This is a genomic window from Billgrantia sp. C5P2 (assembly GCF_051062895.2).
Genome location: NZ_CM128542.1, coordinates 4,439,865 through 4,463,904, shown reverse-complemented (window position 1 = coordinate 4,463,904; position 24,040 = coordinate 4,439,865). Strand labels below are relative to the sequence as shown.

Here is a 24,040-nt window from a genome sequence, read left to right as displayed (position 1 = left end):
TTGTTGTTGGACAAACAAAGCGAAGGGCGGCTTCTCTGGGGCGTTTTGTCGTTGTTGCCCCTAGCCGCATCCTCTTCATAGCCTGCCAGTTGTTGTTATTGGCGCAGGCCCTGCCTTCCCTGATGTCTTGTTATTGTTGTCGACTCGGGTGGCAGCCGGATGTTGTTTTTCTTGCCTTGGATATTGCACGGCACATGCCAAGGTGGTCGAAACCCACAAACAAACAATGGCTTGAGAGTTAGCCTGTGGTGCGCCTCAGCTCGGCATGGCAAATGTGTTACCCCTGCTGCGCCATGTCGGGGCAAATTCTGGGTGGGAAGGTAACACCTGGTGCAAATGAGTTCGGCGGGGCATGAAAAAGCGCCTTCGACGAGCTGGCCGAGGCGCTTGGACGTTAGTCGTAGGGGGAGGTGTTTCAGTGTCAGGCGCTGCTTCGCCGGGCCTGCTTCTTGCGCGGAATACCCAGGCGCTGACGCCGTTCCCAAAGACATTTGCGGCTGATTCCCAGCTTCTGGGCGAGCTCGGTCTCGCTCATGTGATCCTGATGCTCCAGCACGAAGTGCTGGAAGTAGTCTTCGAGCGAGAGATCCTCTTCGTCGTCCTCTTCCTCGTCCCGCTGCGGGTCGGTGGGCATTGTCCGGGGTTCGACGATGCTGCGTGAAGGGGGGGCCGAGCTCGGGTGCAGCCCCAGATCGTCGGGATGGATCAGATGGCCTTCGGCCAGGATGACGCCACGCTCGAGAGCGTTCTCGAGTTCCCGAACATTGCCGGGCCATGGGTAATCGCGAATTTCGCGGTGCGCCGCCCGTGACAGGCGCAGCCCGTCTCGGCGGTGGCGCCGGCAGGCCTTTTCCAGCAGCACTTCAGCGATCAGCAGGATATCGTCCTCGCGCTCGCGCAGCGGAGGCAGGTCGATCTGCATCACGTTGAGCCGGTAGTAGAGGTCGAGGCGGAATTCGCCGGTCTTGGACAAGGCCCTCAGGTCGCGGTGGGTGGCGGCGATCAGGCGCACGTCGACATGGCGGGTTTCCACCGAGCCGATGCGGCGAATCTCGCCTTCCTGCAGCACGCGCAGTAGGCGGGCCTGGGCATCCAGCGGCAACTCGCCGATCTCGTCGAGGAACAGGGTGCCGCCGTCGGCAGCTTCCACCAGGCCGGTGCGAGCGGCACTGGCGCCGGTGAAGGCTCCCTTCTCGTGGCCGAACAGCTCCGATTCGATCAGAGTTTCGGGAATGGCGGCACAGTTGACGCAGATGAGCGGCGCATGAATGCGTTGGCTTTGCTGGTGAATGGCTCGCGCCACCAGCTCCTTGCCGGTTCCGGATTCGCCCTGGATCAGCACGGTGACGTCGGCCGGCGCGGTCTTGCGAATGCGCGTGTAGACAGACTGCATGGCTGGGCATTCGCCGATCATCTGCTGGCGCGAGCCGCCGGCATCGGTGATGTCGGGTGGCGGGGCGCGATGCGCAGACTGCTGGTGGAGTACGCGGGACACGGTTTCCAGCAGCTCGTCGTGGTCGAAGGGCTTGGCCACGTAGTCGACGGCACCCTGCTTCAGTGACTCCACCGCCGAGCGCATGCTGGCATAGCTGGTCATGATCAATACCGGCACCGGTGCGGCGTGCTCGATCAGGTCGGTGCCGGGCTCTCCGGGTAGGCGCAGGTCGCTGATCACCAGGTCGAAGCCGCGGGGCTCCAGGGCCAGTGCCTCGTCTACGCAGCCGGCCTCGCTGACCTCATAAGCGTGACGCTCCAGCAGTCTGCGCAGCGCCGTACGGATGATGGCTTCGTCTTCAACGATCAGAATCCGGCTCATCGGTATGTTCACCATCCTTTCGTTCGGTGGGCAGCCACAGGCAGATGCGGGTGCCGCGTTCCTGCCCTGGGGGCGGTGATTCGATTTCGATCCTGCCATGATGCTCGGCAATGATGCTGTAGACCAGCGGCAAGCCGAGTCCTGTGCCTTCACCCGGCGGTTTGGTGGTGGTGAAGGGTTCGAAGAGGTGCTCGCGAACCCGATCGTCGAGCCCATGCCCCTCGTCGGTGACGGTGACCTTCAACATGTCGCCTTCCGGCTCGGCATCGATGACCACCTCTCCTTCCGGCTCGCTGGCGTCACGCGCATTGCTCAGCAGGTTGACCATGATCTGCTGGAGTCGCTGGGCGTCGCCGAGTACTTCGAGTTCCGCGGAACAGAGATTACGGTAACGGACATCCTCCCCCGAGCGGGCCAGGTGGATCAAGTGCAGCGCCTCGTCGGTGACGGCGGCGATCGGCACCGGGGCGAAGGCCTGTCCCGCAACATGGCGGCCGCCGTGGGCGAAGCCGACCAGTGAGGAGACGATCCGCGAGACGCGGTCAGTGAGCTGCTGGATCTGCCCCGCGGTCTCGAGCAGTTGGGGATCGTCGGTGTCGTAGCGCAGGTTCTGGGCCAGTGAGGAAATGCCGGTAATGGGATTGCCGATCTCGTGGGCGACTCCGGCGGCCAACTGGCCGATCGAGGCCAGGCGTGCGGCGTGAACCAATTCGTCCTCTAGCCACTTCATTTCGCTGTGATCCTCGATCAGGATCACGGTTCCTCCGCGCACATCGTCGTCGGCCTGCAGCTCGGCGCGATGTAGTGTCAGGTAGCGTGTTCCCCGCTTGAGTTCGACCGGCTGTTTGTAGAGAGGAGCGCTGGACTCGCCCAGAGCGCGTCCCAGCAGTTCCCCCCAAGGAGCCGGCAAGCCGTCGCGGCGCGACCCCACGACGCTCGCACCGTCGATACCGGAAAGCTCCGCCAAGGCATCGTTCCACATCAGCAGCTCGTCATCGACGCCGAAGGCGCACAGACCCACGGGTAGACGGGCGAGGATGCGGCGATGGTAGCGGCGCAGGCCATCGAGCTCGCGGGCGAGCCCGGTAAGCCGCGAGCGGTAGGCTTCGAGCCGGCTCTCGACGAAGTGAATGTCGTCGGTGGGCTCCTGGCCGCTGCGCCGGTAGGGCAGGTAGCGATCGACGATGTCCTGGGCGACCGAGGGGCCCATCAGCCCGGAAAGGTTGGCCTGGATGCGGTCGCGCAGTCGGCGCAGGGCATAGGGGCGCCCGTCGAGCGGTGACATGCCGAGGTCGGTGAGCGCGCGCTCCACTTCGCGCTGTGCGACGTCCTCGCCCAGCGCCTGGGCCAGCGGTTGCTTGAATTCCTCCCCGGTGGTGGCGAGCAGCGGCAGCCGCTTGGGTCTTATCACGGCATCCACCGAGCACGCCTCGGCGGCGGCGCGTTCACCCTCGGAAGTCGGCGTGGCCAGCGAGACGATGATGAAGACGAGGACGTTGAGCGCCAGTGACACCAGCGTCACCACGTACCAGTTGGGTTCGCCGACGAGCAGTTCCAGGCCCGGGGGGATCAGGATCAAGGTGGGCAGGCCCGTGAGTAGCGGCAGCCACAGGCCGGCGAGCCAGATCAGTACACCGACGAGCAGGCCCGAGACCATGCCCTTGCGATTGGCCCCCGGCCAGTAGAGCAGCGCCAGCAATCCCGGCAGGCACTGGGCCATGCCGACGAAGGCTGCCAGCCCCAGCGTTGTCAGGTCGTGGTGGACGCCCACCGTGCGGTAGAACAGCCAGCCGCCGAGGATCACCGTGGTCATCAGCGCTCGGCGCAGCCAGCGCAGCCAGCGGTAGAGGTTGGGCTGGGCCTCGGGTGGGTGAGCCACCAGCAGCACATGGTTGAGGATCATGCCCGACAGCGCCATGGCAATGATCACCATGGTGCCGCTGGTGGCGGCCAGGCCGGCAAGGAAGGCCAGTGCCTGGACCCAGAACGCGTCGGACAGGCCGAAGGCCAGGTAGGCGGCACCGATCACCTCATGGCTACCCAGCCGTTGACCCGCCCACAGGATCAGCGGCACCGGGATCGCCATCAGCAGCAGGAACAGCGGCAGCGACCAGCTCGCCTGCAGCAGGGTGTGCCGCGTGAGGGTCTCGGCAAAGGTGACGTGGAAGATGTGCGGCATCAGCAGTGCGGCGGCGAAGAACAGCAACAGCAGGGTGCGCCAGTGGGCTGCGTCCGGCTGTACCACGCTCGCCTGATAGACCTGTCCGGGCCCATCCAGCCAGGTCTGCAGGTCGGCAGGACCGTCGAAGACCACGAACAGGGCGAACGCACCCAGCGCCAGCATGGCGACGAGCTTGACCACCGAGGTGAGCGCAATCACGGCCAGCAATGTGTCGTGCCTCACGGCCCCCTTGTCGTGACGGGTGCCGAAGATCATCGCGAACAGTGCGATCAGCAGACACAGGACCAGGGCGAGCAGGGACGGTGAGGCGGCGCCGGTCATCAGGTGGATGGCATCGCCCAGGGTCTGGACCTGCAGCGCCAACAGGGGCATCACGGCCAGCAGGCTGATCACGGTGATGAGAGTGCCGACCCAGCGCGAGCGGAAGCGGAAGGCGAACAGGTCGGCCAGCGAAGCGAGCTGGTGGGTGCGGGTCATGCGCTGGATCGGTACCAGCAGTACCGGCGCCAGCAGGAAGGCACCCGCCACACCCAGGTAGTAGGCCAGATAGCCATAGCCCGAGCCGGCTGCCAGCTCCAGGCTGCCGTAGATCGCCCAGGCACTGGCGTAAACGCCGAGTGCCAGGGTGTAGATCGCGGGATGACGCGTCACGCGGCGGCTGAGCCAGCCTCGCTCCACCGCCAGCGCGCAGAGGAACATCAGCAGCAGGTAGCCACCGCCGAGGGCGAAGACGCCGACCAGGCTAGCGCTCATCGAGCTTCCTCTTCTGCTCCAGCCACAGCGTCAGGGCGATCAGCACGCCCCAGATGGCGAAGGGGCGATACCAGGCCACGCCGGGGCTCGACCAGCCGCTCATCAGCAGCGGCGACAGCAGGTAGCCGCCGAAGACCAGGAACAGCATGATGCGATAGACGTACATGAACGCTCCTCACTCCCTGCGGTGGGCTTCGGGGCAGATGCGGCGTGGCTCCCAGTGGCCGCTGGCCCAGGCGAGCTGCTCGGCTACCGGCGCCGTGGCCAGCTCGAAGGGCGGTGCCTGATCGAGTGCCACCAACGCACGATGGAGCAATGGGCGCACCATCTTCTCCTCCAGCGGTAATGCCGGGGCCAGGTTCTGCTTGGACAGCTTCTGACCTTCATGATTGACGATCAAGGGCAGATGCAGGTAGCGAGGCTCGGGCAGGTCCAGCGCATGCTGCAGCTGACGCTGCCAGGGCGTGTTGTCGAGCAGGTCGAAGCCGCGGACCACATCGCTGATGCCCTGGTCGGCATCGTCCACTACCACGGCGAGCTGATAGGCCCACAAGCCATCCTTGCGCCGCAGGACCACGTCGCCGAGTTCTGCCGGGTCGAAGCGCTGCTCACCGAACAGCCGGTCGTGCCACATTACCGGGCGCAGGCCGAGGTCGCTGCGCAGCCGCCAGGCCACCGGCTTGCCCGGCTCGAGCACGCCTTCACGACACCACCCGGGATAGATCGGGTACTCGCGCCACTGCTTGCGTGAGCAGCTACAGGGATAGGCCAGGCCTCGCGCCTTCAGCCGTTCGAGCGCAGTAGCGTAGGCGGAGGCGCGGTCGCTTTGCCAAAGCACGGAGCCATCCCAATGCAGGCCGAAGGCCTCGAGTTGGCGCAGGATGGTATCGGCAGCTCCCGCCGGGCAGCGTGGTGGATCGATGTCCTCGATGCGTACGAGCCACTCGCCACCGGCCCTGCGCGCGTCGAGAAAACTGGCCAGGGCGGCGATCAGCGAGCCGAAATGCAGCGGACCGGATGGCGTAGGCGCGAAACGACCGCGATAGCCGGTCATGGCTGGCTCCTGGCAGCGGGAGCCGACACGCAAACGGGCACCCAGCGGTGCCCGTTGCGAAGGAGAGCGAGGCGTACCACGCCAGCATCAGCCGCCGAGCTGCTTTTCCTTGAGTTCGGCCAGGGTCTTGCAATCGACGCACAGCGTGGCGGTGGGGCGAGCCTCCAGGCGACGGATGCCGATCTCGACGCCACAGGCTTCGCAGAAGCCATAATCGTCCTCATCGATCTTCTCTAGCGTCTCGTTGATCTTCTTGAGCAGCTTGCGCTCGCGGTCGCGGGTCCGCAGCTCCAGGCTGAAGCCCTCTTCCTGGGTCGCCCGGTCCGCGGGATCGGCATAGTTGTTCGCCTCTTCCTGCAGGTGGCGCACCGTGCGATCGACTTCTTCCATGAGCTCCTGTTTCCAGCCCAGCAGGATCTGTCGGAAGTGCTCAAGCTGCTGCTCGTTCATGTACTCTTCACCCGGTGCCGCCTCGTACGGGGTGAACTTTTTGGGCGCTTCCGCTTTCTTGTCTGCTACTGGCATGGGACTGCCTCATTACTTGAGTGACTGCTGATCAATACCCGCCGCAACGTGGTGCAAGGTATCTCACGCCAAAGGCATGCTTGTTTATCGGAATTCGACGAGTTTTGCAATACCTACCGAGAACGATCGAGGCCTCCCTGCAGGTCAAATCGATGGTATGGTTTTTTGACCGTGGAAAGGGGAAAAGTGCCCACCAACGGCCATCTGTCTTGCGTTTGGGAGTTTGTCATGTCGTGGAATCCACGCGTTGGTCGCGTTGCACCCTTCCGTGTGATGAGTCTGCTGGAAGCCGCCCAGGCGCGCGAGGCAGCCGGCCATGACGTCATCCATCTCGAGGTGGGCGAGCCCGACTTCCCCACACCCGAGCCGGTGGTGGCGGCCGGGCAGGCGGCGCTGTCGGCAGGATACACGCGCTACAGCCCGGCCGCAGGGCTGCCGGCACTGCGCAAGGCGATCGCCGGCCACTACGGCGAGCACTTCGGCGCCGACGTCGACCCCCGGCGTATCCTGGTCACACCCGGCGCCTCCGGGGCGCTGCTGCTTGCCAGCCAGCTGTTGGTCGGCCCCGGCGACCGGGTGCTGATGGCCGACCCCAACTACCCCTGCAACCGGCATTTCATGGCCCTGGCCGGCGCCGAAGTGGATACCGTTCCCGTGGGCCTGGAGAGCGGCTGGCAGCTTGACGCCGACCTCGTCGCCCATCACTGGCGCGATACCACGCGGCTGGCGATGCTGGCCACGCCCTCCAACCCCACCGGCCATATGCTCGATGAGGCACAGTTGAAGCGTGTCATCGACACGGTGGCGGCCAAGGGCGGCCATCTGCTGGTGGACGAGATCTACCAGGGGCTCAGCTACGACATCGAGCCGCTGTCGGTGGCGTCGCTCACGTCCGGCGCCTTCGTGGTCAACAGCTTCTCCAAGTACTTCGGCATGACCGGCTGGCGCCTGGGCTGGCTTCTGGCACCGGAAGATGCGGTGGAGCCGCTGATCCGGCTGGCTCAGAACGTCTTCCTCGCCGCCCCCACCCCGGCCCAGCATGCGGCATTGGCGGCCTTTACGCCTGAATGTCATGACTTGCTCGAGGAGCGCCGCCGCGAGCTGGGTCGTCGCCGCGATGCGCTGCTGGCCGGTCTGGCCCGGCTGGACCTGGCGCCGTCGCTGCCGCCCCAGGGTGCCTTCTACCTGTGGCTCGATATCTCGCGCTACAGCAGCGACAGCCAGGTCTTCTGTCAGCGCCTGCTGGAGGAGGAGAACGTCGCCATCACGCCCGGGGTCGACTTCGCCGTGAGTGGCGGCGAGTACCACGTGCGTATCGCCTTCACCACCGGTATTTCCCGCCTGGAGGAGGCGGTAAGCCGTCTCGAGCGCTTTCTGGCGCGGCAATAGGGAGCGTCTTTGTGCAATACCCCGCCCTGGTCCCAGGCGTACTGCTACGCCGCTACAAGCGCTTCCTGGCCGACGTGCGCCTCGACGATGGCCGTGAGGTGGTGGCGCACTGTCCCAATACCGGCTCGATGCGGGCGGTGAACGTGCCCGGCTGCCGCGTGTGGCTGGCGCCGAGCGGCAACCCGGCGCGCAAGCTGGCCTGGACCTGGGAACTGATCGAGCTGACCCAGCCCGACGGCAGCGTGGCGCTGGCCTCGGTGCATACCGGACGTACCAACCGTATCGTCGAAGAGGCGCTGCACGCCGGGCGCGTGCCGGCCCTGACCGGCTACGCCACGCTGAAACGCGAGGCCAAGGTGGAGGGTGCGCGACTCGACTTTCGCCTCGATGACCCCGTCAAGGGCACCGCCTTCGTCGAGGTCAAGCAGGTGACCCTCAAGGAATTCGACGGCCACGGCTATTTTCCCGATGCGGTGAGCGAGCGCGGGCGCAAGCACCTGCTGGCGCTTGCGGCCCTCGCCGAGCGGGGCCAGCGCGCCGTGCTGTTGTTTTGCGTGGCGCATACCGGCATCCGCGACGTGGCACCGGCGGCGCACCTCGATCCGCTCTATGCTGCCACGCTGAAGGCCGTGGCCGAGCGAGGCGTGGAAGTCATGGCCCATGGCTGCGAGATCGGCTGGCGCGAGGGCCGGCCGGTGTCGATCACCCTGAGCGCCCGGCTTTCGGTGTCACTTACTCGCCAAGTAGACATTGCCCTCGGCGTCGATTGAGATCGCCACGGGCTCCAGGAAGCGGCCCTGGCAGGGGCCGAACACGCACTCGCCGCTTTCGGGCAGGAACAGCGCCCCGTGCATGCCGCACTGGACCAGCTCGCCGCCCGCGTCGAGAAACGCCCCGTCCGGCAGGTTCAACGGCACCTGCTGGTGCGGGCAGCGATTGACGAAGGCGCTGACCCGGCCGTGCACGCGCACGAGGAAGGCATCCCTCCCATCGGGTAGCGTGACGCCGCGTGAGGGGGCGGCATCGAGGTCATGCAGGTGGGCGAGGATGGCGGCCATGGTTCAGCGGTCGATGTGAAAGCGCTGGATGAAGCTCACCTCGGCCGGCTCACGGTTGCGGTCGTAGCTCACCTCGAGGGTGAAGTGCATCGGCGTGTCTTCGCGGATGCGGAACACCGCCACCTGTGACTGTGTCTCGCCGCTGCGCAGGGTGCGGAAGGAGAGCGGCGTGCGCTCGCTATCCTGAACCTCGCCGAACGTGCCGCTGACCGGTGCGTTGACCGGGCGCAGCTCTCCGTCGACCTCCTCGAGCACGCTGACATTGAGCAGCGCCATGGCCGGACTGCGCTGGATGCCATGAGCCTCGGCCACGGACTGAGGCAGGAAGTTGGTGCTCACGGCGCTGTAGTGAATCTGGTAGTCGCCGACCTGCTCGAATTGCTGGGCCTGGCCAGAAAGCGGCAGCAGCCCCAGCAGCAGGGCAATGGCCAGAGCACGATGGCACGACACGAAGCGTTTCAGCACGGCGCTCTCCTTGGACATACCGATCGACGGCTGGTTGTCATTGGCGACTCTGGCGCTCGACGCGAAAGATCGCGATCTCGCCGAACAGATTGGGCCATAGTCGTGTGGCCCAGTGGCCTTCATGATCGCCGATCCCCACGGCCCGGTCGGTAATTCGCAGCCCCTTCTCACGACACAGGTGCTCGAAGTCGTTGAAGGTCGACAGGTGAATGTTGGGGGTATCGTACCAGGCATGGGGCAGCGACTTGGAGACCGGCATGTAGCCGCGAATGCCCAAGTGTACCCGATGTCGCCAGTAGGCGAAGTTGGGAAAAGTGATGATGCATTCGTCGGCCACGCGCAGCATCTCGTCGAGCATGCGGTCGGGGCGGCGCAGCGCCTGCAGCGCCTGGGTCATGACCACCAGGTCGTAGGTGTCGTCCTCGAAGTTGACCAGGCCCTCGTCGAGGTTTTGTTCGAGCACGCTGACTCCCTTGGCGATACAGGCGGTGATGCCGTCGGGATCGATCTCCAGGCCGTAACCGGTGACGCCTTTGTCCCGCGCCAGGGCCTCGAGCAGGATGCCGTCGCCACAGGCCAGGTCGAGGATATGGGCACCCTCGGGCACCCAGCGATGGATCAGTTCCAGGTCGGCGCGCATCATGCGGACTCCTTCAGGCCCAGCTCACGGGAGGCTCGCGACATGAAGGCGGCAAACACCGCCTGGTAGCGCGGCTCCGGCAGCAGAAAGGCGTCGTGGCCGTGAGGCGAGTCGATGTTGACGTAGCTCACCGGCTTGCCGGCGCGGGTCAGGGCATTGGCCAGCTCTCGCGAGCGCGATGGCGGGAAGCGCCAATCGCTGGTGAAACTCACCACCAGGAAGGGGCATTGGCAGGGCGCGACGGCGTCGGCCAGCACGCCGCCGTGCTCCGCCGCCGGATCGAAGTAGTCCAGCGCCTTGGTCATCAGCAGGTAGGTGTTGGCATCGAAGGTGGTGGAGAAGGTATCGCCCTGGTAGCGCAGGTAGGACTCGACCTGGAACTCGACGTCATAGCCGAAGTTCAGGTCCTGGCTGCGCAGGTCGCGGCCGAACTTGCTGCCCATGGCGTCTTCCGAAAGGTAGGTGATGTGTCCCACCATGCGTGCCAGCTTGAGACCGCGTCGCGGAGCGGTGTCATGCTCGGCGTACCAGCCGTCATGAAAGTCAGGGTCGGATCGGATCGCCTGGCGCGCCACCTCGTTGAAGGCGATGTTCTGCGCCGAGAGCTTGGGGGTGGCAGCGATGATCACGGCATTGGCGACCCGCTCGGGATAGATCCGGGCCCACTGCAGCGCCTGCATGCCGCCCAGGCTGCCGCCGACTACCGCGGCGAAGCGCTCGATCCCCAGTCGATCGGCCAGGCGCGCCTGGCTGTGCACCCAGTCGCTCACCGTGACCATGGGGAAATCGGGTCCCCATTGGCGCCCGGTGGTCGGGTTCATGCTGATCGGGCCGGTACTGCCGTGGCACCCGCCCAGGTTGTTCAGCGAGACCACGAAGAAACGATTGGTATCGATGGACTTGCCCGGGCCGATGTGGGCGTCCCACCAGCCCGGCTTGCGCTCGTCGGCGCCATGGTAGCCGGCGGCGTGGTGGTGTCCCGACAGGGCGTGGCAGATCAGCACCGCGTTGGAGCGTTTCGCGTTGAGTGAACCATAGGTTTCATAGACCAGATCGTAGGCCGGCAAGATCCTGCCGCAGGCCAGGGCCAGGGGGTCGTCGAAGTGCGCCGTTTGCGGCGTCACCAGGCCGACCGAGTCATCGGGATACTCGGGCATGTGTCGTTCTACGTCCTGTCGTTGAGGTTCGCCATGGGCAAGCCGTGCCTTACAGGCCCACCAGGGCGCCGGCGATACCGGCCGCACGCGTCAGTGCACCGACCACCATCCCGTCGATGATGCTGATGGCGATGAAGACCACGATCGGCGACAGGTCGATCATGCCCAGCGGCGGTATGACCCGGCGCACCGGCGCCATGATCGGTTCCACCAGTTGCATCACCAGCAGCGCCCCGGGGTGGCTGGCATTGGGGGCGACCCAGCTCAGGATGATCATCACGATCAGGGCGAAGAAGTAGATCTTGAGAATGGCGTTGGCAATGGCCGCCACGGCGCCGATTGCCACCTGGGTAATCGGCGGCATGCCGATGCCGGCGATCTGCAGGATCGCGACGATGCTGACCGCCTTGAGCACGAAAGCGGCGGCGAGGGTGGCCAGGTCGAAGCGTCCCATCACCGGGCCGAGAAAACTCTGGAATGGCCTGACCACCGGCTGGGTGATCTTCACTACCGATTGGCTCATGGGGTTGTAGTAGTCGGCCTGGGATGCCTGCAGCAGGAAGCGCAGCATCATCAGGAACAGGTAGATGTTGATCAAGGTGTTGACCAGCAGCAGGCCGGCACTTCCCAATTGGCCCATATGGGCTCCTCCATATCGTCGAACGGCCGCTCCGATATCGGAGCGACCTGAAAGGCTAACGCTTGCCGAGTTCTTCTGCCATCTCGCGGGCGCGGGCGGCACAAGCCTCCATGGCCTCGCTCAGGATTCTCCGCAGGCCGGCCTGCTCGAGGTGTTCCACGGCGCGCTCGGTGGTGCCACCGGGCGACATCACGTTGCGCTTGAGGCGATCCGGAGTGAGTTCGCTGCCCTGCGCCATGCGGGCTGCCCCCAAGGCCGTCTGGATCGCCAGGCGTCGCGCGGTCTCGGCCGGCAAGCCGAGCTTGGCGCCGGCCTCTTCCATGGCCTCGAACATCAGGAAGAAATAGGCAGGGGCGCTGCCCGAAACGGCGGTGACCGCATCCAGCAAGCTCTCCTCTTCCACCCACTCGACCAGCCCCACGGCCTCGAGCAGCTCGGTGGCCTGGTCGCGCTGCGCGGCGTTGACCTCGGGCGTGGCGAACAGGCCAGCAGCGCCGGCGCCGACCAGCGATGGCGTATTGGGCATGCAGCGTACCAACGGCAGGCCGCCGCCCATCCAGGCTTGCAGCGACTCGGCAGTGAGCCCGGCCGCCACCGAAATGACCAGCGGCCGCTGGCGCTGCAGGGTATCGCGCAGCCCCTCGCAAACCCCGCGCATGATCTGAGGCTTGACGGCCAGTACGACGATATCGGCCTCGCTTACCGCCGCGGCGTTGTCGGTATCGGTGTGAATGCCGAGGCGTTCGCGAAGCGGTGCGAGGAAATCGTCGCTGGGCGAGGTAGCGGTGATGGCGGTAGCCGGATGGCCATTGTCGATCATTCCGCCAATGATGGCGCTGGCCATGTTGCCGGCGCCAATGAAGGTGACTCTGCTGGCCATTCGATCTGTCCTTATGCTGTCATTGAGCAACCGGCTTATGGCCGGTGCGGGTACGCCGTCTAGCGACGCGAAGTGTCTCGTGCGCCAAAGATGGCCGTGCCGAGGCGTACCAGGGTGGCACCTTCGAGCACGGCGGCTTCCAGATCGTCGCTCATGCCCATCGACAGGGTATCCAGTGGCGCCTCGGGAAAGCGTTCACGCAGCGCCTCCAGAGCCCGACGCAAGCGCGCCAAGGGTTCGCGCTGGCGCGCCATGTCCTCGGCCGGTGCCGGAATGGCCATCAACCCGCGCAGGCGCAAGCGAGGCAATGCAAGTACCGTCTCCGCCAGCCCCTCCAATTCGTCGAAAGCGATGCCCGACTTGCTGGCTTCGTCGCTGACGTTGACCTGCAGGCAGACCTGCAGCGGCCCCAACTCTTCGGGGCGCTGTTCGCTCAAGCGCCGGGCGATCTTCTCGCGGTCGACGCTGTGGACCCAGTCGAAGTGCTCGGCCACGGGGCGCGTCTTGTTGGTTTGCAGCGGGCCGATGAAATGCCAGACGATGCCGTCGAGGTCGGCCAGCTCGACCTGTTTCTCCAGTGCTTCCTGTACGTAGTTCTCGCCGAACTCCCGCTGGCCAAGCTCCCAGGCCTCGCGGACCAGACTGGCTGGCTTGGTCTTGCTGACCGCTAGCAGCCTTGCCGACCCGACAGGGCGGCCCGCCGCCGTCAGTGCCTCGGCCAGACGCTCGCGAGCACTGGCCAGCGACTCGGAAAGCATGGTATCCGTCATCTCATCCACATGAAGTCCGTCATGTCCTCAAGGTCTGTCATACTCGCAAGAACCTTAACCGGGGAGCAGGGGAAACGCATGGATATTACCGAACTGCTGGCGTTCTCGGCAAAGCAGAACGCCTCCGACCTGCATTTATCGGCCGGCTTGCCGCCGATGATTCGTGTCGATGGCGATATTCGCCGTCTCAATGTGCCGGCCATGGAGGACCGTGAAGTCCGCAAGCTGATCTACGACATCATGGGTGACCGCCAGCGCCGTGACTACGAGGAGTTCTTCGAGACCGACTTCTCCTTCGAAGTCCCCGGCGTTGCGCGTTTCCGGGTCAACGCCTTCAACCAGGCCCGCGGGGCCGGCGCGGTGTTCCGTACCATCCCCAGCGAGGTGCTCACCATGGAGGACCTGGAGCTGGGCGATGTCTTCCGCCGCCTGGCACTGCTGCCGCGTGGCCTGGTGCTGGTCACCGGCCCCACCGGCTCGGGCAAGAGCACGACCCTGGCCGCCATGATCGACTATATCAACGATCATCGATACGACCACATCCTCACCATCGAGGATCCGGTGGAGTTCGTGCATCGCAGCAAGCGCTGCCTGATCAACCAGCGCGAGGTGCATCGTGACACCCACGGTTTCGCCCAGGCGCTGCGCAGCGCCTTGCGCGAGGACCCGGATGTGATCCTGGTCGGCGAGATGCGCGACCTCGAGACCATCCGGCTGGCGCTCACCGCCGCCGAGACTGGCCATCTGGTATTCGGCACCCTGCATACCACCTCGGCGGCCAAGACCATCGACCGTATCATCGACGTCTTCCCCGGCGAGGAGAAGGCCATGGTGCGCTCGATGCTGTCGGAGTCGCTGCAGGCGGTGATTTCCCAGACACTGCTCAAGCGCCGCAGCGGCGGGCGAGTGGCGGCCCACGAGATCCTTGTCGCCAATGCGGCGGTGCGCAACCTCATCCGTGAGGACAAGGTGGCGCAGATCTATTCGGCCATCCAGACCGGCGGCAATATCGGCATGCAGACCCTCGATGCCGCCCTGGCCAAGCTGGTGGCCGAGAACGTGGTCAATCGCGACGAGGCCCAGGCCCGCGCCAAGAGTGCGCTGACCAGTTGATCGCCAAGCCATCGGACAAGGGAGCGGGGAGATGAAAGCACAAGAATGGCTGGAGCAATTGCTCGACATCATGGCCCGCCAGGAGGCCTCGGACCTGCTGATCTCGGTGCAGGCGCCACCCACGATCAAGACTGCCGGCAAGCTCACGGCGCTCGGCGATCAGCGGCTCTCGGTGGAGCAGGTGCGTGAGCTGGTCAATACCGCCGTGCCGGAGGGGCTCAAGGAACGCTTCTTGCAGGAGCGCGAGGCCAACTTCGCGCTAAGCCTTTCCGGTCGTGGGCGTTTCCGGGTCAGCGCCTTCCAGCAGCGCAACCAGTGGGCCATGGTCATCCGTCGCATTGCCTATGAGATACCTCACCTCGAGGAGCTCTCCCTGCCGCCGCAACTGGGCGAGCTGGCCAACATGAAACGCGGGTTGGTGTTCGTAGTGGGCGGTACCGGCACCGGCAAGTCGACTACCCTGGCGTCGATGATCCAGCAGCGCAACGAGACCGTGGGCGGGCATATCATCAGCGTTGAAGATCCCATCGAATACGTGCATCCGCACAAGAAGGCGATCATCAATCAGCGCGAGGTGGGCATCGATACCGAGTCGTTCGAGGTGGCGTTGAAGAATACCCTGCGCCAGGCGCCGGATGTGGTCCTGATCGGCGAGGTGCGTACCCGCGAGACCATGGAGCATGCGCTGACCTTCGCCGAAACCGGCCACCTGTGCCTGGCGACCCTTCACGCCAACAACGCCAACCAGGCGCTGGACCGCATCATTCACTTCTTCCCCCACGAGCGACATGAACAGATCTGGCTCGACCTGTCGCTCAATCTGCATGCCATCGTTGCCCAGCAACTGCTGCCGACCCGCGACGGCGGGCGCACCCCGGTCATCGAGATCCTCTTGCGCACACCTCTGATCGCCGACTTGATCCGCAAGGGTGACGTAGGCGAGATCAAGAACGTCATGGCCCGCTCGCGCGACCAGGGCATGCAGACCTTCGATCAGGCGCTGTTCGATCTCTACAAGGCCGGCAAGATCAGCGAGGAGGTAGCCATGGTGCACGCCGACTCGGCCAACGAGCTGCGCATGATGATCAAGTACGGCGACGAGAAGAGCGACGTGCTGACGAAGGCGCAGGAGGGCGTGCAGCGGTTCTCGCTGCGCGACGACGACGACTTCTAGGAAGCACGGAATCCATGCTACAGCGCTTGCTTGGGTCCTGCTCTAGGGCGCATAGACGCCGCCGAGGACGCGCGGCCCGGCGGCGCCGGTGACGCTGGGCAGGTTGCCGGGCAGCCCTTCCAGGCGGCGCCAGGCGAGCCAGGCGAAGGCGCCGGCTTCCAGCCAGTCGGCGGGCCAGCCCCAGTCGCTGCAGGGTGTGAGGGCGGTCTCGGGCAGATGGCGTGCCAGACGGCTGAGCAGGTCGAGGTTGTGCGCGCCGCCGCCGCAGGGGATCAGTGCCCTGGCTACCGGTGCGCCGACCAGCTCACGCGCCATCTCGATACCCAAGGCGACGCTCGTGGCGGTCAGCTCCGCCAGGGTGGCCTGAACGTCAACGGGGCTCTCCTTCCCGGTGAGATGGTTTTCGAGCCAGTCGAGATGGAACTCCTCGCGTCCGGTGCTGCGCGGAGGCGGGCGGTGAAAGAAGGGCTCGGCGAGCAGGCGCTCCAGCAGGGTTTCGTCCACTCGTCCTGACGCGGCCCAAGCGCCGTCGGCGTCGAAGCGGCCGCCGCGGTGGCGGGCATGCCAGGCATCGAGCAGGGCGTTGGCCGGGCCGGTATCGAAGCCGATGACCTCGGCGTCGCTTTCCGCTGGAGGCAGCAGCGTCAGGTTGGCGAAGCCGCCCAGGTTGAGTGCCAGTTGCCACTGTCCCGCACGGCGGAACAGCGCCTCATGGAAGGCCGGAGCCAAGGGGGCGGCCTGACCGCCGGCGGCCAGGTCGCGGCGACGAAAGTCGGCCACCACCATGCAGCCGGTTAGCTCGGCCAGCAGGCTGGGGTTGTCGAGCTGCAGCGTATAGGCAGGCCCGTCAGCGTGCCCCCGGGGCGCATGCTCGATGGTCTGGCCGTGGCTGCCGATGGCATGGATCCGCTCTGCCGGCGTGCCGCTGCAGGCCAGCAACCGCGTTACGGCATCGGCCTGCAGTCGGCTGAAGGCATCCTCGGCGCAGGCCAGTTCGGCGAAGGCGACCCGCTCGGCCTGACACAGCGCCAGCAAGCGCTCGCGCAGCGTGTCGGGCATCGGCTCGGCGTGAGAGGCAAGCAGCCGGGGGTGGCCCGACGGCTCGATTTCGACCAGGGCAGCATCGATACCATCCAGGCTGGTGCCGGACATCAAGCCAACCAACAGTGCCATCTTTTCTCTCCCAAACGTGGTCGCCCCGCGGGGTTTCAAGTCATGCTAACATCGTGCCCCATTTAATGGCCCCTGCCCGTATGGGCGAACAACGTATTTTGGAGTGGGAGAAAATGAGCGATGTCGCAAGCGCGCTGGCGCTGCTGAAGCGAGGCACCCAGGAGATCCTGCTGGAGGATGAGCTGGTCAAGAAGCTCGAGTCCGGCCGCAAGCTGCGCATCAAGGCGGGCTTTGACCCAACGGCTCCCGATCTTCACCTCGGCCATAGCGTCCTGCTGACCAAGATGCGTCAGTTCCAGGACCTCGGCCACCAGATCATCTTCCTGATCGGCGACTTCACCGGGCGTATCGGCGACCCCACCGGCAAGAACGTGACCCGCAAGCCGCTCACCGAGGATGAGGTGCGTGCCAACGCCCAGACCTACAAGGAACAGGTCTTCAAGATCCTCGATCCCGACAAGACCGAGGTGCGTTTCAACTCCGAATGGTTCGGCGAACTCACCGCGGCCAAGATGATCGAGCTGGCGGCCCAGAGCACCGTGGCGCGCATGCTCGAGCGCGACGACTTCGACAAGCGCTACAAGTCGGGCCAACCGATCTCCATCCACGAGTTTCTCTACCCGCTGGTGCAGGGCTACGACTCCGTGGCCCTCGAAGCCGACATCGAGATGGGCGGCACCGATCAGAAGTTCAACCTGCTGATGGGACGCGAGATTCAGAAGCACTTCGGCATGGAGCCTCAGGTGGTCATCACCATGCCGCTGCTCGAGGGCCTCGACGGCGTACAGAAGATGTCGAAGTCGCTGGGCAACTACGTCGGCGTCGACGAGGCGCCGGGCTCAATGTTCAACAAGCTCGTGTCGATGCCCGACAGTCTCATGTGGCGCTATTTCGAACTGCTCTCGCTGAAGTCGAACGAAGAGCTCGAATCGCTCAAGCGCGACGTCGAGGCTGGGGCTAACCCTCGTGATATCAAGATGGTCCTGGCGCGTGAGCTGATCGGGCGCTACCACGGCAAAGAGGCTGCGGCCAGCGCTCACAAGTCGGCCGGCAACCGCCTGGCCGAGGGCGAGCTGCCAGAGGACCTGCCCGAGGTGGAGGTCGACTTCGAAGGCAGCGCCCAGGCGCCGATCGCCGCGGTGCTCAACCGGGCTGGCCTGGCCAACAACAGCGCCCAGGCCAAGGACATGCTCGGCAACGGCCGGGTCAAGGTCGACGGCGAAGTGGTCGCCAAGGATCTCATGCTCGATACCGGCAAGAGCTACGTGATCCAGGCGGGCAAGAAACGCTACGCCAGGGTGACGCTGCGCTGAGCCATTCCGCCGCTTCCCGGAGCAACTGATGACAAGTCAGTTGCTCTGCCAACGCCCGCCCTGTGCGGGCGTTGTCGTCTCTGGCGGCAGCGTCGTTTCATCCACAGGCCCTTGGGCGCGAGCGCCTGTGGACAGTTCGCCGTCTTCATCTTGTCATCGCCCTGTCCTGTTCCTGAAACTTTTTTACAAACGGCCCTTGCAGGGGCGCGGGGAAAACCGTAAAGTACGCATCCGCTGCCGGCAACGAGCAACGTTGCCAGCGGTGGAGAGAGTGGTAAGTGGCTGTCACGCTTTGGGTTTTTCGAATCGCTTCGCAAAATTCCCGCTTGACGCCCACGGCGGATTCGGTAGAATGCGCCCACTCATGAGAGGCCTCGCTGAGGGCTCTCACGACCCCTGCGACGCAGGGCTTCACGGTCAGGTTCACCTCGGTGACGACCATGAAGCGAGTTGACAAGCTCGGTCGAATCGGTAGAATACGCCTTCCTCGCAGGGCGCTGGCGAGGCCCCACGGTCCTTGGATCGAACGGCCACGGCAGCAAGCGAGACGCTCCACTCTTCATGTTGTGTTTTGAAGAGGGTTTGGAGCCGCTCTTTAACAATCGATCAGGTAATTCATGTGGGCGCTTGTCGACGAGGTGGTGAGAAGTCACACCATATCGAGGCAAGCGACTCGTCGAAGGCCTTCGGGTCTTTTTGAGAAGCTTTGACCTTGAGCCAAGTTTGGTTCGCTTTTGTCCTTTTCTTCGGGAAGGGATGAGTAAGAACCGCAATGATTTGAAACTGAAGAGTTTGATCATGGCTCAGATTGAACGCTGGCGGCAGGCCTAACACATGCAAGTCGAGCGGCAGCACGGGAAGCTTGCTTCCTGGTGGCGAGCGGCGGACGGGTGAGTAATGCATAGGAATCTGCCCGGTAGTGGGGGATAACCTGGGGAAACCCAGGCTAATACCGCATACGTCCTACGGGAGAAAGCAGGGGACCTTCGGGCCTTGCGCTATCGGATGAGCCTATGTCGGATTAGCTGGTTGGTGAGGTAATGGCTCACCAAGGCGACGATCCGTAGCTGGTCTGAGAGGATGATCAGCCACATCGGGACTGAGACACGGCCCGAACTCCTACGGGAGGCAGCAGTGGGGAATATTGGACAATGGGCGCAAGCCTGATCCAGCCATGCCGCGTGTGTGAAGAAGGCCCTCGGGTTGTAAAGCACTTTCAGTGGGGAAGAAAGCCTTCCGGCCAATACCCGGGAGGAAGGACATCACCCACAGAAGAAGCACCGGCTAACTCCGTGCCAGCAGCCGCGGTAATACGGAGGGTGCGAGCGTTAATCGGAATTACTGGGCGTAAAGCGCGCGTAGGTGGCTTGATAAGCCGGTTGTGAAAGCCCCGGGCTCAACCTGGGAACGGCATCCGGAACTGTCAGGCTAGAGTGCAGGAGAGGAAGGTAGAATTCCCGGTGTAGCGGTGAAATGCGTAGAGATCGGGAGGAATACCAGTGGCGAAGGCGGCCTTCTGGACTGACACTGACACTGAGGTGCGAAAGCGTGGGTAGCAAACAGGATTAGATACCCTGGTAGTCCACGCCGTAAACGATGTCGACTAGCCGTTGGGTCCTTCGCGGACTTTGTGGCGCAGTTAACGCGATAAGTCGACCGCCTGGGGAGTACGGCCGCAAGGTTAAAACTCAAATGAATTGACGGGGGCCCGCACAAGCGGTGGAGCATGTGGTTTAATTCGATGCAACGCGAAGAACCTTACCTACCCTTGACATCCTCGGAATCTGCCGGAGACGGCGGAGTGCCTTCGGGAACCGAGTGACAGGTGCTGCATGGCTGTCGTCAGCTCGTGTTGTGAAATGTTGGGTTAAGTCCCGTAACGAGCGCAACCCTTGTCCCTATTTGCCAGCGATTCGGTCGGGAACTCTAGGGAGACTGCCGGTGACAAACCGGAGGAAGGTGGGGACGACGTCAAGTCATCATGGCCCTTACGGGTAGGGCTACACACGTGCTACAATGGTCGGTACAAAGGGTTGCGAGCTCGCGAGGGCAAGCTAATCCCAGAAAGCCGGTCTCAGTCCGGATCGGAGTCTGCAACTCGACTCCGTGAAGTCGGAATCGCTAGTAATCGTGAATCAGAATGTCACGGTGAATACGTTCCCGGGCCTTGTACACACCGCCCGTCACACCATGGGAGTGGACTGCACCAGAAGTGGTTAGCCTAACCTTCGGGAGGGCGATCACCACGGTGTGGTTCATGACTGGGGTGAAGTCGTAACAAGGTAGCCGTAGGGGAACCTGCGGCTGGATCACCTCCTTAAACGACGTATCACGCCTCGCGGCAAGTGCCCACAATGAATTACCTGATCGGCCAGAGCAAAGACTGTTTGGGTCGATGACCCAGTGGTTGTTAGCCGGGTCTGTCGCTCGGTTGGTTGGAGCGCACCCCCTGACCTTAAATGGAAAGCAGGGTGAGGTCGGCCAGCAGATCGCCAGCAAGCTTGCAACGGTACAGTGCCGGGTCTGTAGCTCAGTTGGTTAGAGCGCACCCCTGATAAGGGTGAGGTCGGCAGTTCAAATCTGCCCAGACCCACCAATTTTATCCAGTCCTGCGTTATTTCGTGACTCGCATAGCAGGCTATGCGTCGGCACGAAATGCCTTGACCTGAATAAAATTAACCGAACCGTCCCCTGAGGGAAGGTCGGAATCAGTGGGGCCATAGCTCAGCTGGGAGAGCGCCTGCCTTGCACGCAGGAGGTCAGCGGTTCGATCCCGCTTGGCTCCACCATCTTCTCCAAGCCAGTCTTCATCTGCAGAGACCAGCGGCAAGTCGTCAGACTTCCCACTGTTCTCTGAACAGTCTGCTCTTTAACAATGTGAATCATGCTGACACGTTTTCTCCGCAAGGAGAAAGCAAAAGTGATACGTCTCAAGCGTATCCGGCAATTGTCGTACGTAATCGCGGACCAGACCCTTTCGGGTTATATGGTCAAGCGATTAAGCGCATACGGTGGATGCCTTGGCAGCCAGAGGCGATGAAGGACGTTGTAGCCTGCGATAAGGCTCGGTGAGGTGGCAAACAACCTGTGACCCGGGCATTTCCGAATGGGGAAACCCACCCAGCACAAGCTGGGTATCCCACACTGAATCCATAGGTGTTGGGAGGCGAACCGGGGGAACTGAAACATCTAAGTACCCCGAGGAAAAGAAATCAACCGAGATTCCCCCAGTAGCGGCGAGCGAACGGGGACTAGCCCTTAAGCATGTGACTGGTTAGGCGAACGAGCTGGGAAGCTCGACCATAGCGGGTGATAGTCCCGTAGCCGAAAACCTGAGCATGTGAAATCGAGTAGGTCGGGGCACGTGAAACCTTGACTGAACATGGGGGGACCATCCTCCAAGGCTAAATACTCCTGGCTGACCGATAGTGAACCAGTACCGTGAGGGAAAGGCGAAAAGAACCCCGGCGAGGGGAGTGAAATAGATCCTGAAACCGTATGCGTACAAGCAGTGGGAGCATGCAAGTCATGTGACCGCGTACCTTTTGTATAATGGGTCAGCGACTTATTTTCAGTGGCGAGCTTAACCGAATAGGGGAGGCGTAGCGAAAGCGAGTCTTAACTGGGCGACCAGTCGCTGGAAATAGACCCGAAACCGGGCGATCTATCCATGAGCAGGTTGAAGGTTGAGTAACATCAACTGGAGGACCGAACCAGGATCTGTTGAAAAAGATTTGGATGACTTGTGGATCGGAGTGAAAGGCTAATCAAGCCCGGAGATAGCTGGTTCTCCTCGAAAGCTATTTAGGTAGCGCCTCACGTATCACCACCGGGGGTAGAGCACTGTTTCGGCTAGGGGGCCATCCCGGCTTACCAACCCGAGGCAAACTCCGAATACCGGTGAGTGCAAGCGTGGGAGACACACGGCGGGTGCTAACGTCCGTCGTGAAAAGGGAAACAACCCAGACCGTCAGCTAAGGTCCCGAAATCCTGGTTAAGTGGGAAACGATGTGGGAAGGCTCAGACAGCTAGGAGGTTGGCTTAGAAGCAGCCATCCTTTAAAGAAAGCGTAATAGCTCACTAGTCGAGTCGGCCTGCGCGGAAGATGTAACGGGGCTAAACCAGGTACCGAAGCTACGGGCTTGCCGAATGGCAAGCGGTAGAGGAGCGTCGTGTAAGCCGATGAAGGTGGATTGAGAAGTCTGCTGGAGGTATCACGAGTGCGAATGCTGACATGAGTAACGACAAGGGGAGTGAAAAACTCCCCCGCCGGAAGACCAAGGGTTTCTGTTCGACGCTAATCGGAGCAGAGTGAGTCGGCCCCTAAGGCGAGGCCGAAAGGCGTAGTCGATGGGAAACGGGTCAATATTCCCGTACCTCACTGTATTGCGATGGGGGGACGAAGAAGGCTAGGTGAGCCAGGCGTTGGTTGTCCTGGTGAAAGCCCGTAGGCTGGGGATTCAGGCAAATCCGGATCCCCAAGGCCGAGAGGCGAGACGAACTGACCACGGTCAGGAAGTCATCGATGCCACGCTTCCAGGAAAAGCCTCTAAGCTTCAGATACAGTGGGACCGTACCCCAAACCGACACAGGTGGTCAGGTAGAGAATACCAAGGCGCTTGAGAGAACTCGGGTGAAGGAACTAGGCAAAATGGTGCCGTAACTTCGGGAGAAGGCACGCCGGCGTAGGGTGAAGGCACTTGCTGCTGGAGCTCGAACCGGTCGAAGATACCAGGTGGCTGCAACTGTTTATTAAAAACACAGCACTCTGCAAACGCGCAAGCGGACGTATAGGGTGTGACGCCTGCCCGGTGCCGGAAGGTTAAGTGATGGTGTTAGCCCTCGGGCGAAGCTCTTGATCGAAGCCCCGGTAAACGGCGGCCGTAACTATAACGGTCCTAAGGTAGCGAAATTCCTTGTCGGGTAAGTTCCGACCTGCACGAATGGCGTAATGATGGCCACGCTGTCTCCACCCGAGACTCAGTGAAATTGAAATCGCAGTGAAGATGCTGTGTACCCGCGGCTAGACGGAAAGACCCCGTGAACCTTTACTATAGCTTCACACTGGACGCTGATGTTGCTTGTGTAGGATAGCTGGGAGGCTAGGAACCCCGGACGCCAGTTCGGGTGGAGCCAACCTTGAAATACCAGCCTGGCATCATTGGCGTTCTAACTCAGGTCCGTGATCCGGATCGAGGACAGTGTGTGGTGGGTAGTTTGACTGGGGCGGTCTCCTCCCAAAGAGTAACGGAGGAGCACGAAGGTACCCTCAGCACGGTCGGAAATCGTGCATTGAGTGCAAGAGCATAAGGGTGCTTGACTGCGAGACAGACACGTCGAGCAGGTACGAAAGTAGGTTCTAGTGATCCGGTGGTTCTGTATGGAAGGGCCATCGCTCAACGGATAAAAGGTACTCCGGGGATAACAGGCTGATACCGCCCAAGAGTTCACATCGACGGCGGTGTTTGGCACCTCGATGTCGGCTCATCACATCCTGGGGCTGAAGTCGGTCCCAAGGGTATGGCTGTTCGCCATTTAAAGTGGTACGCGAGCTGGGTTTAGAACGTCGTGAGACAGTTCGGTCCCTATCTGCCGTGGGCGTTGGATGTTTGAGAAGAGCTGCTCCTAGTACGAGAGGACCGGAGTGGACGCACCTCTGGTGTTCCGGTTGTCACGCCAGTGGCATTGCCGGGTAGCTACGTGCGGACGGGATAACCGCTGAAGGCATCTAAGCGGGAAGCCCCCTTCAAGATGAGACATCCCCGAGGCCTCGAGCCTCCTGAAGGGCCCAGCGAGACCAGCTGGTTGATAGGCCGGGTGTGGAAGCGCTGCAAGGCGTTGAGCTAACCGGTACTAATGGCCCGTGAGGCTTGACCATATAACCCCAAGGGGTCTGCGCATTGCGCACACGATTGACGGATACGCAGGCACGGCGAGC

General features: G+C 63.1%; 18 protein-coding genes, 2 tRNA genes and 2 rRNA genes. 9 read left to right on the top strand and 13 right to left on the bottom strand.

What is annotated here, in order from left to right:
- Positions 1-421 precede the first annotated feature (421 nt).
- The 5 genes from ACRWQA_RS20795 to dksA all read right to left on the bottom strand — a co-directional run bounded on the left by ACRWQA_RS20795 (position 422) and on the right by dksA (position 6,330).
- Positions 422-1,816 (bottom strand): sigma-54-dependent transcriptional regulator, encoded by a 1,395-nt coding sequence (locus tag ACRWQA_RS20795; RefSeq protein WP_263581610.1) that lies wholly within the window; start codon positions 1,814-1,816, stop codon positions 422-424.
- A complete protein-coding gene (locus tag ACRWQA_RS20790; RefSeq protein WP_263581609.1) occupies positions 1,794-4,751 on the bottom strand; it encodes an ATP-binding protein in 2,958 nt (985 codons plus the stop codon). The genes ACRWQA_RS20795 and ACRWQA_RS20790 overlap by 23 nt, the downstream gene beginning before the upstream one ends.
- Positions 4,741-4,917 (bottom strand): hypothetical protein, encoded by a 177-nt coding sequence (locus ACRWQA_RS20785; protein ID WP_197448823.1) that lies wholly within the window; start codon positions 4,915-4,917, stop codon positions 4,741-4,743. The genes ACRWQA_RS20790 and ACRWQA_RS20785 overlap by 11 nt, the downstream gene beginning before the upstream one ends.
- Before the next feature lie 9 nt (positions 4,918-4,926).
- On the bottom strand, positions 4,927-5,805 hold the full coding sequence (gluQRS, locus tag ACRWQA_RS20780; RefSeq protein ID WP_263581608.1) for a tRNA glutamyl-Q(34) synthetase GluQRS: 879 nt from the start codon (positions 5,803-5,805) through the stop codon (positions 4,927-4,929).
- An 87-nt stretch (positions 5,806-5,892) separates the two neighbouring features.
- A complete protein-coding gene (gene dksA / locus ACRWQA_RS20775; RefSeq protein ID WP_111415238.1) occupies positions 5,893-6,330 on the bottom strand; it encodes an RNA polymerase-binding protein DksA in 438 nt (145 codons plus the stop codon).
- A gap of 228 nt (positions 6,331-6,558) precedes the next feature.
- Here dksA and ACRWQA_RS20770 point away from each other — a divergent pair, with 228 nt between their 5' ends.
- Together ACRWQA_RS20770 and sfsA are read left to right on the top strand one after the other, a co-directional pair.
- Complete coding sequence (locus ACRWQA_RS20770) at positions 6,559-7,719, top strand: aminotransferase class I/II-fold pyridoxal phosphate-dependent enzyme (RefSeq protein WP_263581607.1); 1,161 nt, start codon at positions 6,559-6,561, stop codon at positions 7,717-7,719.
- Between the two features lie 11 nt (positions 7,720-7,730).
- Positions 7,731-8,489 carry a DNA/RNA nuclease SfsA gene (gene sfsA, locus ACRWQA_RS20765; RefSeq protein ID WP_263581606.1) on the top strand — a complete coding sequence of 253 codons (759 nt, stop codon included), beginning with the start codon at positions 7,731-7,733 and terminating at the stop codon, positions 8,487-8,489.
- Here sfsA and ACRWQA_RS20760 read toward each other — a convergent pair.
- From ACRWQA_RS20760 to ACRWQA_RS20730, 7 genes are read right to left on the bottom strand one after another with little or no spacing between them, the layout of a single operon-like run.
- Positions 8,448-8,777, bottom strand: a complete 330-nt coding sequence (locus ACRWQA_RS20760; RefSeq protein ID WP_263581605.1) for a Rieske (2Fe-2S) protein — start codon at positions 8,775-8,777, stop codon at positions 8,448-8,450. The genes sfsA and ACRWQA_RS20760 overlap by 42 nt on opposite strands.
- A gap of 3 nt (positions 8,778-8,780) precedes the next feature.
- A complete protein-coding gene (locus tag ACRWQA_RS20755) occupies positions 8,781-9,242 on the bottom strand; it encodes a DUF4426 domain-containing protein (protein ID WP_434231509.1) in 462 nt (153 codons plus the stop codon).
- 37 nt (positions 9,243-9,279) lie between these two features.
- Positions 9,280-9,882, bottom strand: a complete 603-nt coding sequence (metW, locus tag ACRWQA_RS20750; protein ID WP_263584027.1) for a methionine biosynthesis protein MetW — start codon at positions 9,880-9,882, stop codon at positions 9,280-9,282.
- Entirely contained in the window at positions 9,882-11,039 is a 1,158-nt protein-coding gene (gene metX, locus ACRWQA_RS20745) for a homoserine O-succinyltransferase MetX (protein ID WP_434231507.1), read from the bottom strand. The genes metW and metX overlap by 1 nt, the downstream gene beginning before the upstream one ends.
- Before the next feature lie 49 nt (positions 11,040-11,088).
- On the bottom strand, positions 11,089-11,679 hold the full coding sequence (locus ACRWQA_RS20740; RefSeq protein WP_263581602.1) for a YggT family protein: 591 nt from the start codon (positions 11,677-11,679) through the stop codon (positions 11,089-11,091).
- A 55-nt stretch (positions 11,680-11,734) separates the two neighbouring features.
- A complete protein-coding gene (gene proC / locus ACRWQA_RS20735) occupies positions 11,735-12,559 on the bottom strand; it encodes a pyrroline-5-carboxylate reductase (protein ID WP_434231504.1) in 825 nt (274 codons plus the stop codon).
- A 59-nt stretch (positions 12,560-12,618) separates the two neighbouring features.
- A complete protein-coding gene (locus ACRWQA_RS20730; protein ID WP_263581600.1) occupies positions 12,619-13,329 on the bottom strand; it encodes a YggS family pyridoxal phosphate-dependent enzyme in 711 nt (236 codons plus the stop codon).
- A 78-nt stretch (positions 13,330-13,407) separates the two neighbouring features.
- Here ACRWQA_RS20730 and ACRWQA_RS20725 point away from each other — a divergent pair, with 78 nt between their 5' ends.
- Both ACRWQA_RS20725 and ACRWQA_RS20720 read left to right on the top strand, forming a co-directional pair.
- The gene (locus ACRWQA_RS20725; RefSeq protein ID WP_263581599.1) at positions 13,408-14,442 is read left to right on the top strand and encodes a type IV pilus twitching motility protein PilT; all 1,035 of its coding nucleotides are present in this window, start codon (positions 13,408-13,410) and stop codon (positions 14,440-14,442) included.
- Between the two features lie 31 nt (positions 14,443-14,473).
- Positions 14,474-15,616 carry a PilT/PilU family type 4a pilus ATPase gene (locus tag ACRWQA_RS20720; RefSeq protein WP_263581598.1) on the top strand — a complete coding sequence of 381 codons (1,143 nt, stop codon included), beginning with the start codon at positions 14,474-14,476 and terminating at the stop codon, positions 15,614-15,616.
- 42 nt (positions 15,617-15,658) lie between these two features.
- Here ACRWQA_RS20720 and ACRWQA_RS20715 read toward each other — a convergent pair whose 3' ends face one another.
- Positions 15,659-16,789 carry an anhydro-N-acetylmuramic acid kinase gene (locus ACRWQA_RS20715; protein ID WP_434231499.1) on the bottom strand — a complete coding sequence of 377 codons (1,131 nt, stop codon included), beginning with the start codon at positions 16,787-16,789 and terminating at the stop codon, positions 15,659-15,661.
- 113 nt (positions 16,790-16,902) lie between these two features.
- Between ACRWQA_RS20715 and tyrS the strand changes: the two genes are divergently transcribed.
- The 5 genes from tyrS to ACRWQA_RS20690 all read left to right on the top strand — a co-directional run bounded on the left by tyrS (position 16,903) and on the right by ACRWQA_RS20690 (position 23,980).
- On the top strand, positions 16,903-18,102 hold the full coding sequence (tyrS, locus tag ACRWQA_RS20710; RefSeq protein ID WP_263581596.1) for a tyrosine--tRNA ligase: 1,200 nt from the start codon (positions 16,903-16,905) through the stop codon (positions 18,100-18,102).
- Positions 18,103-18,882: 780 nt separating this feature from the next.
- A 16S ribosomal RNA gene (locus ACRWQA_RS20705) occupies positions 18,883-20,422 on the top strand.
- A 199-nt stretch (positions 20,423-20,621) separates the two neighbouring features.
- A tRNA-Ile gene (locus ACRWQA_RS20700) sits at positions 20,622-20,698 on the top strand.
- A gap of 117 nt (positions 20,699-20,815) precedes the next feature.
- Positions 20,816-20,891 (top strand) — tRNA-Ala (locus ACRWQA_RS20695).
- A gap of 199 nt (positions 20,892-21,090) precedes the next feature.
- A 23S ribosomal RNA gene (locus ACRWQA_RS20690) occupies positions 21,091-23,980 on the top strand.
- Together the 16S and 23S rRNA genes with 2 tRNA genes alongside form the textbook arrangement of a ribosomal RNA operon.
- The last annotated feature ends 60 nt before the right edge of the window (positions 23,981-24,040 follow it).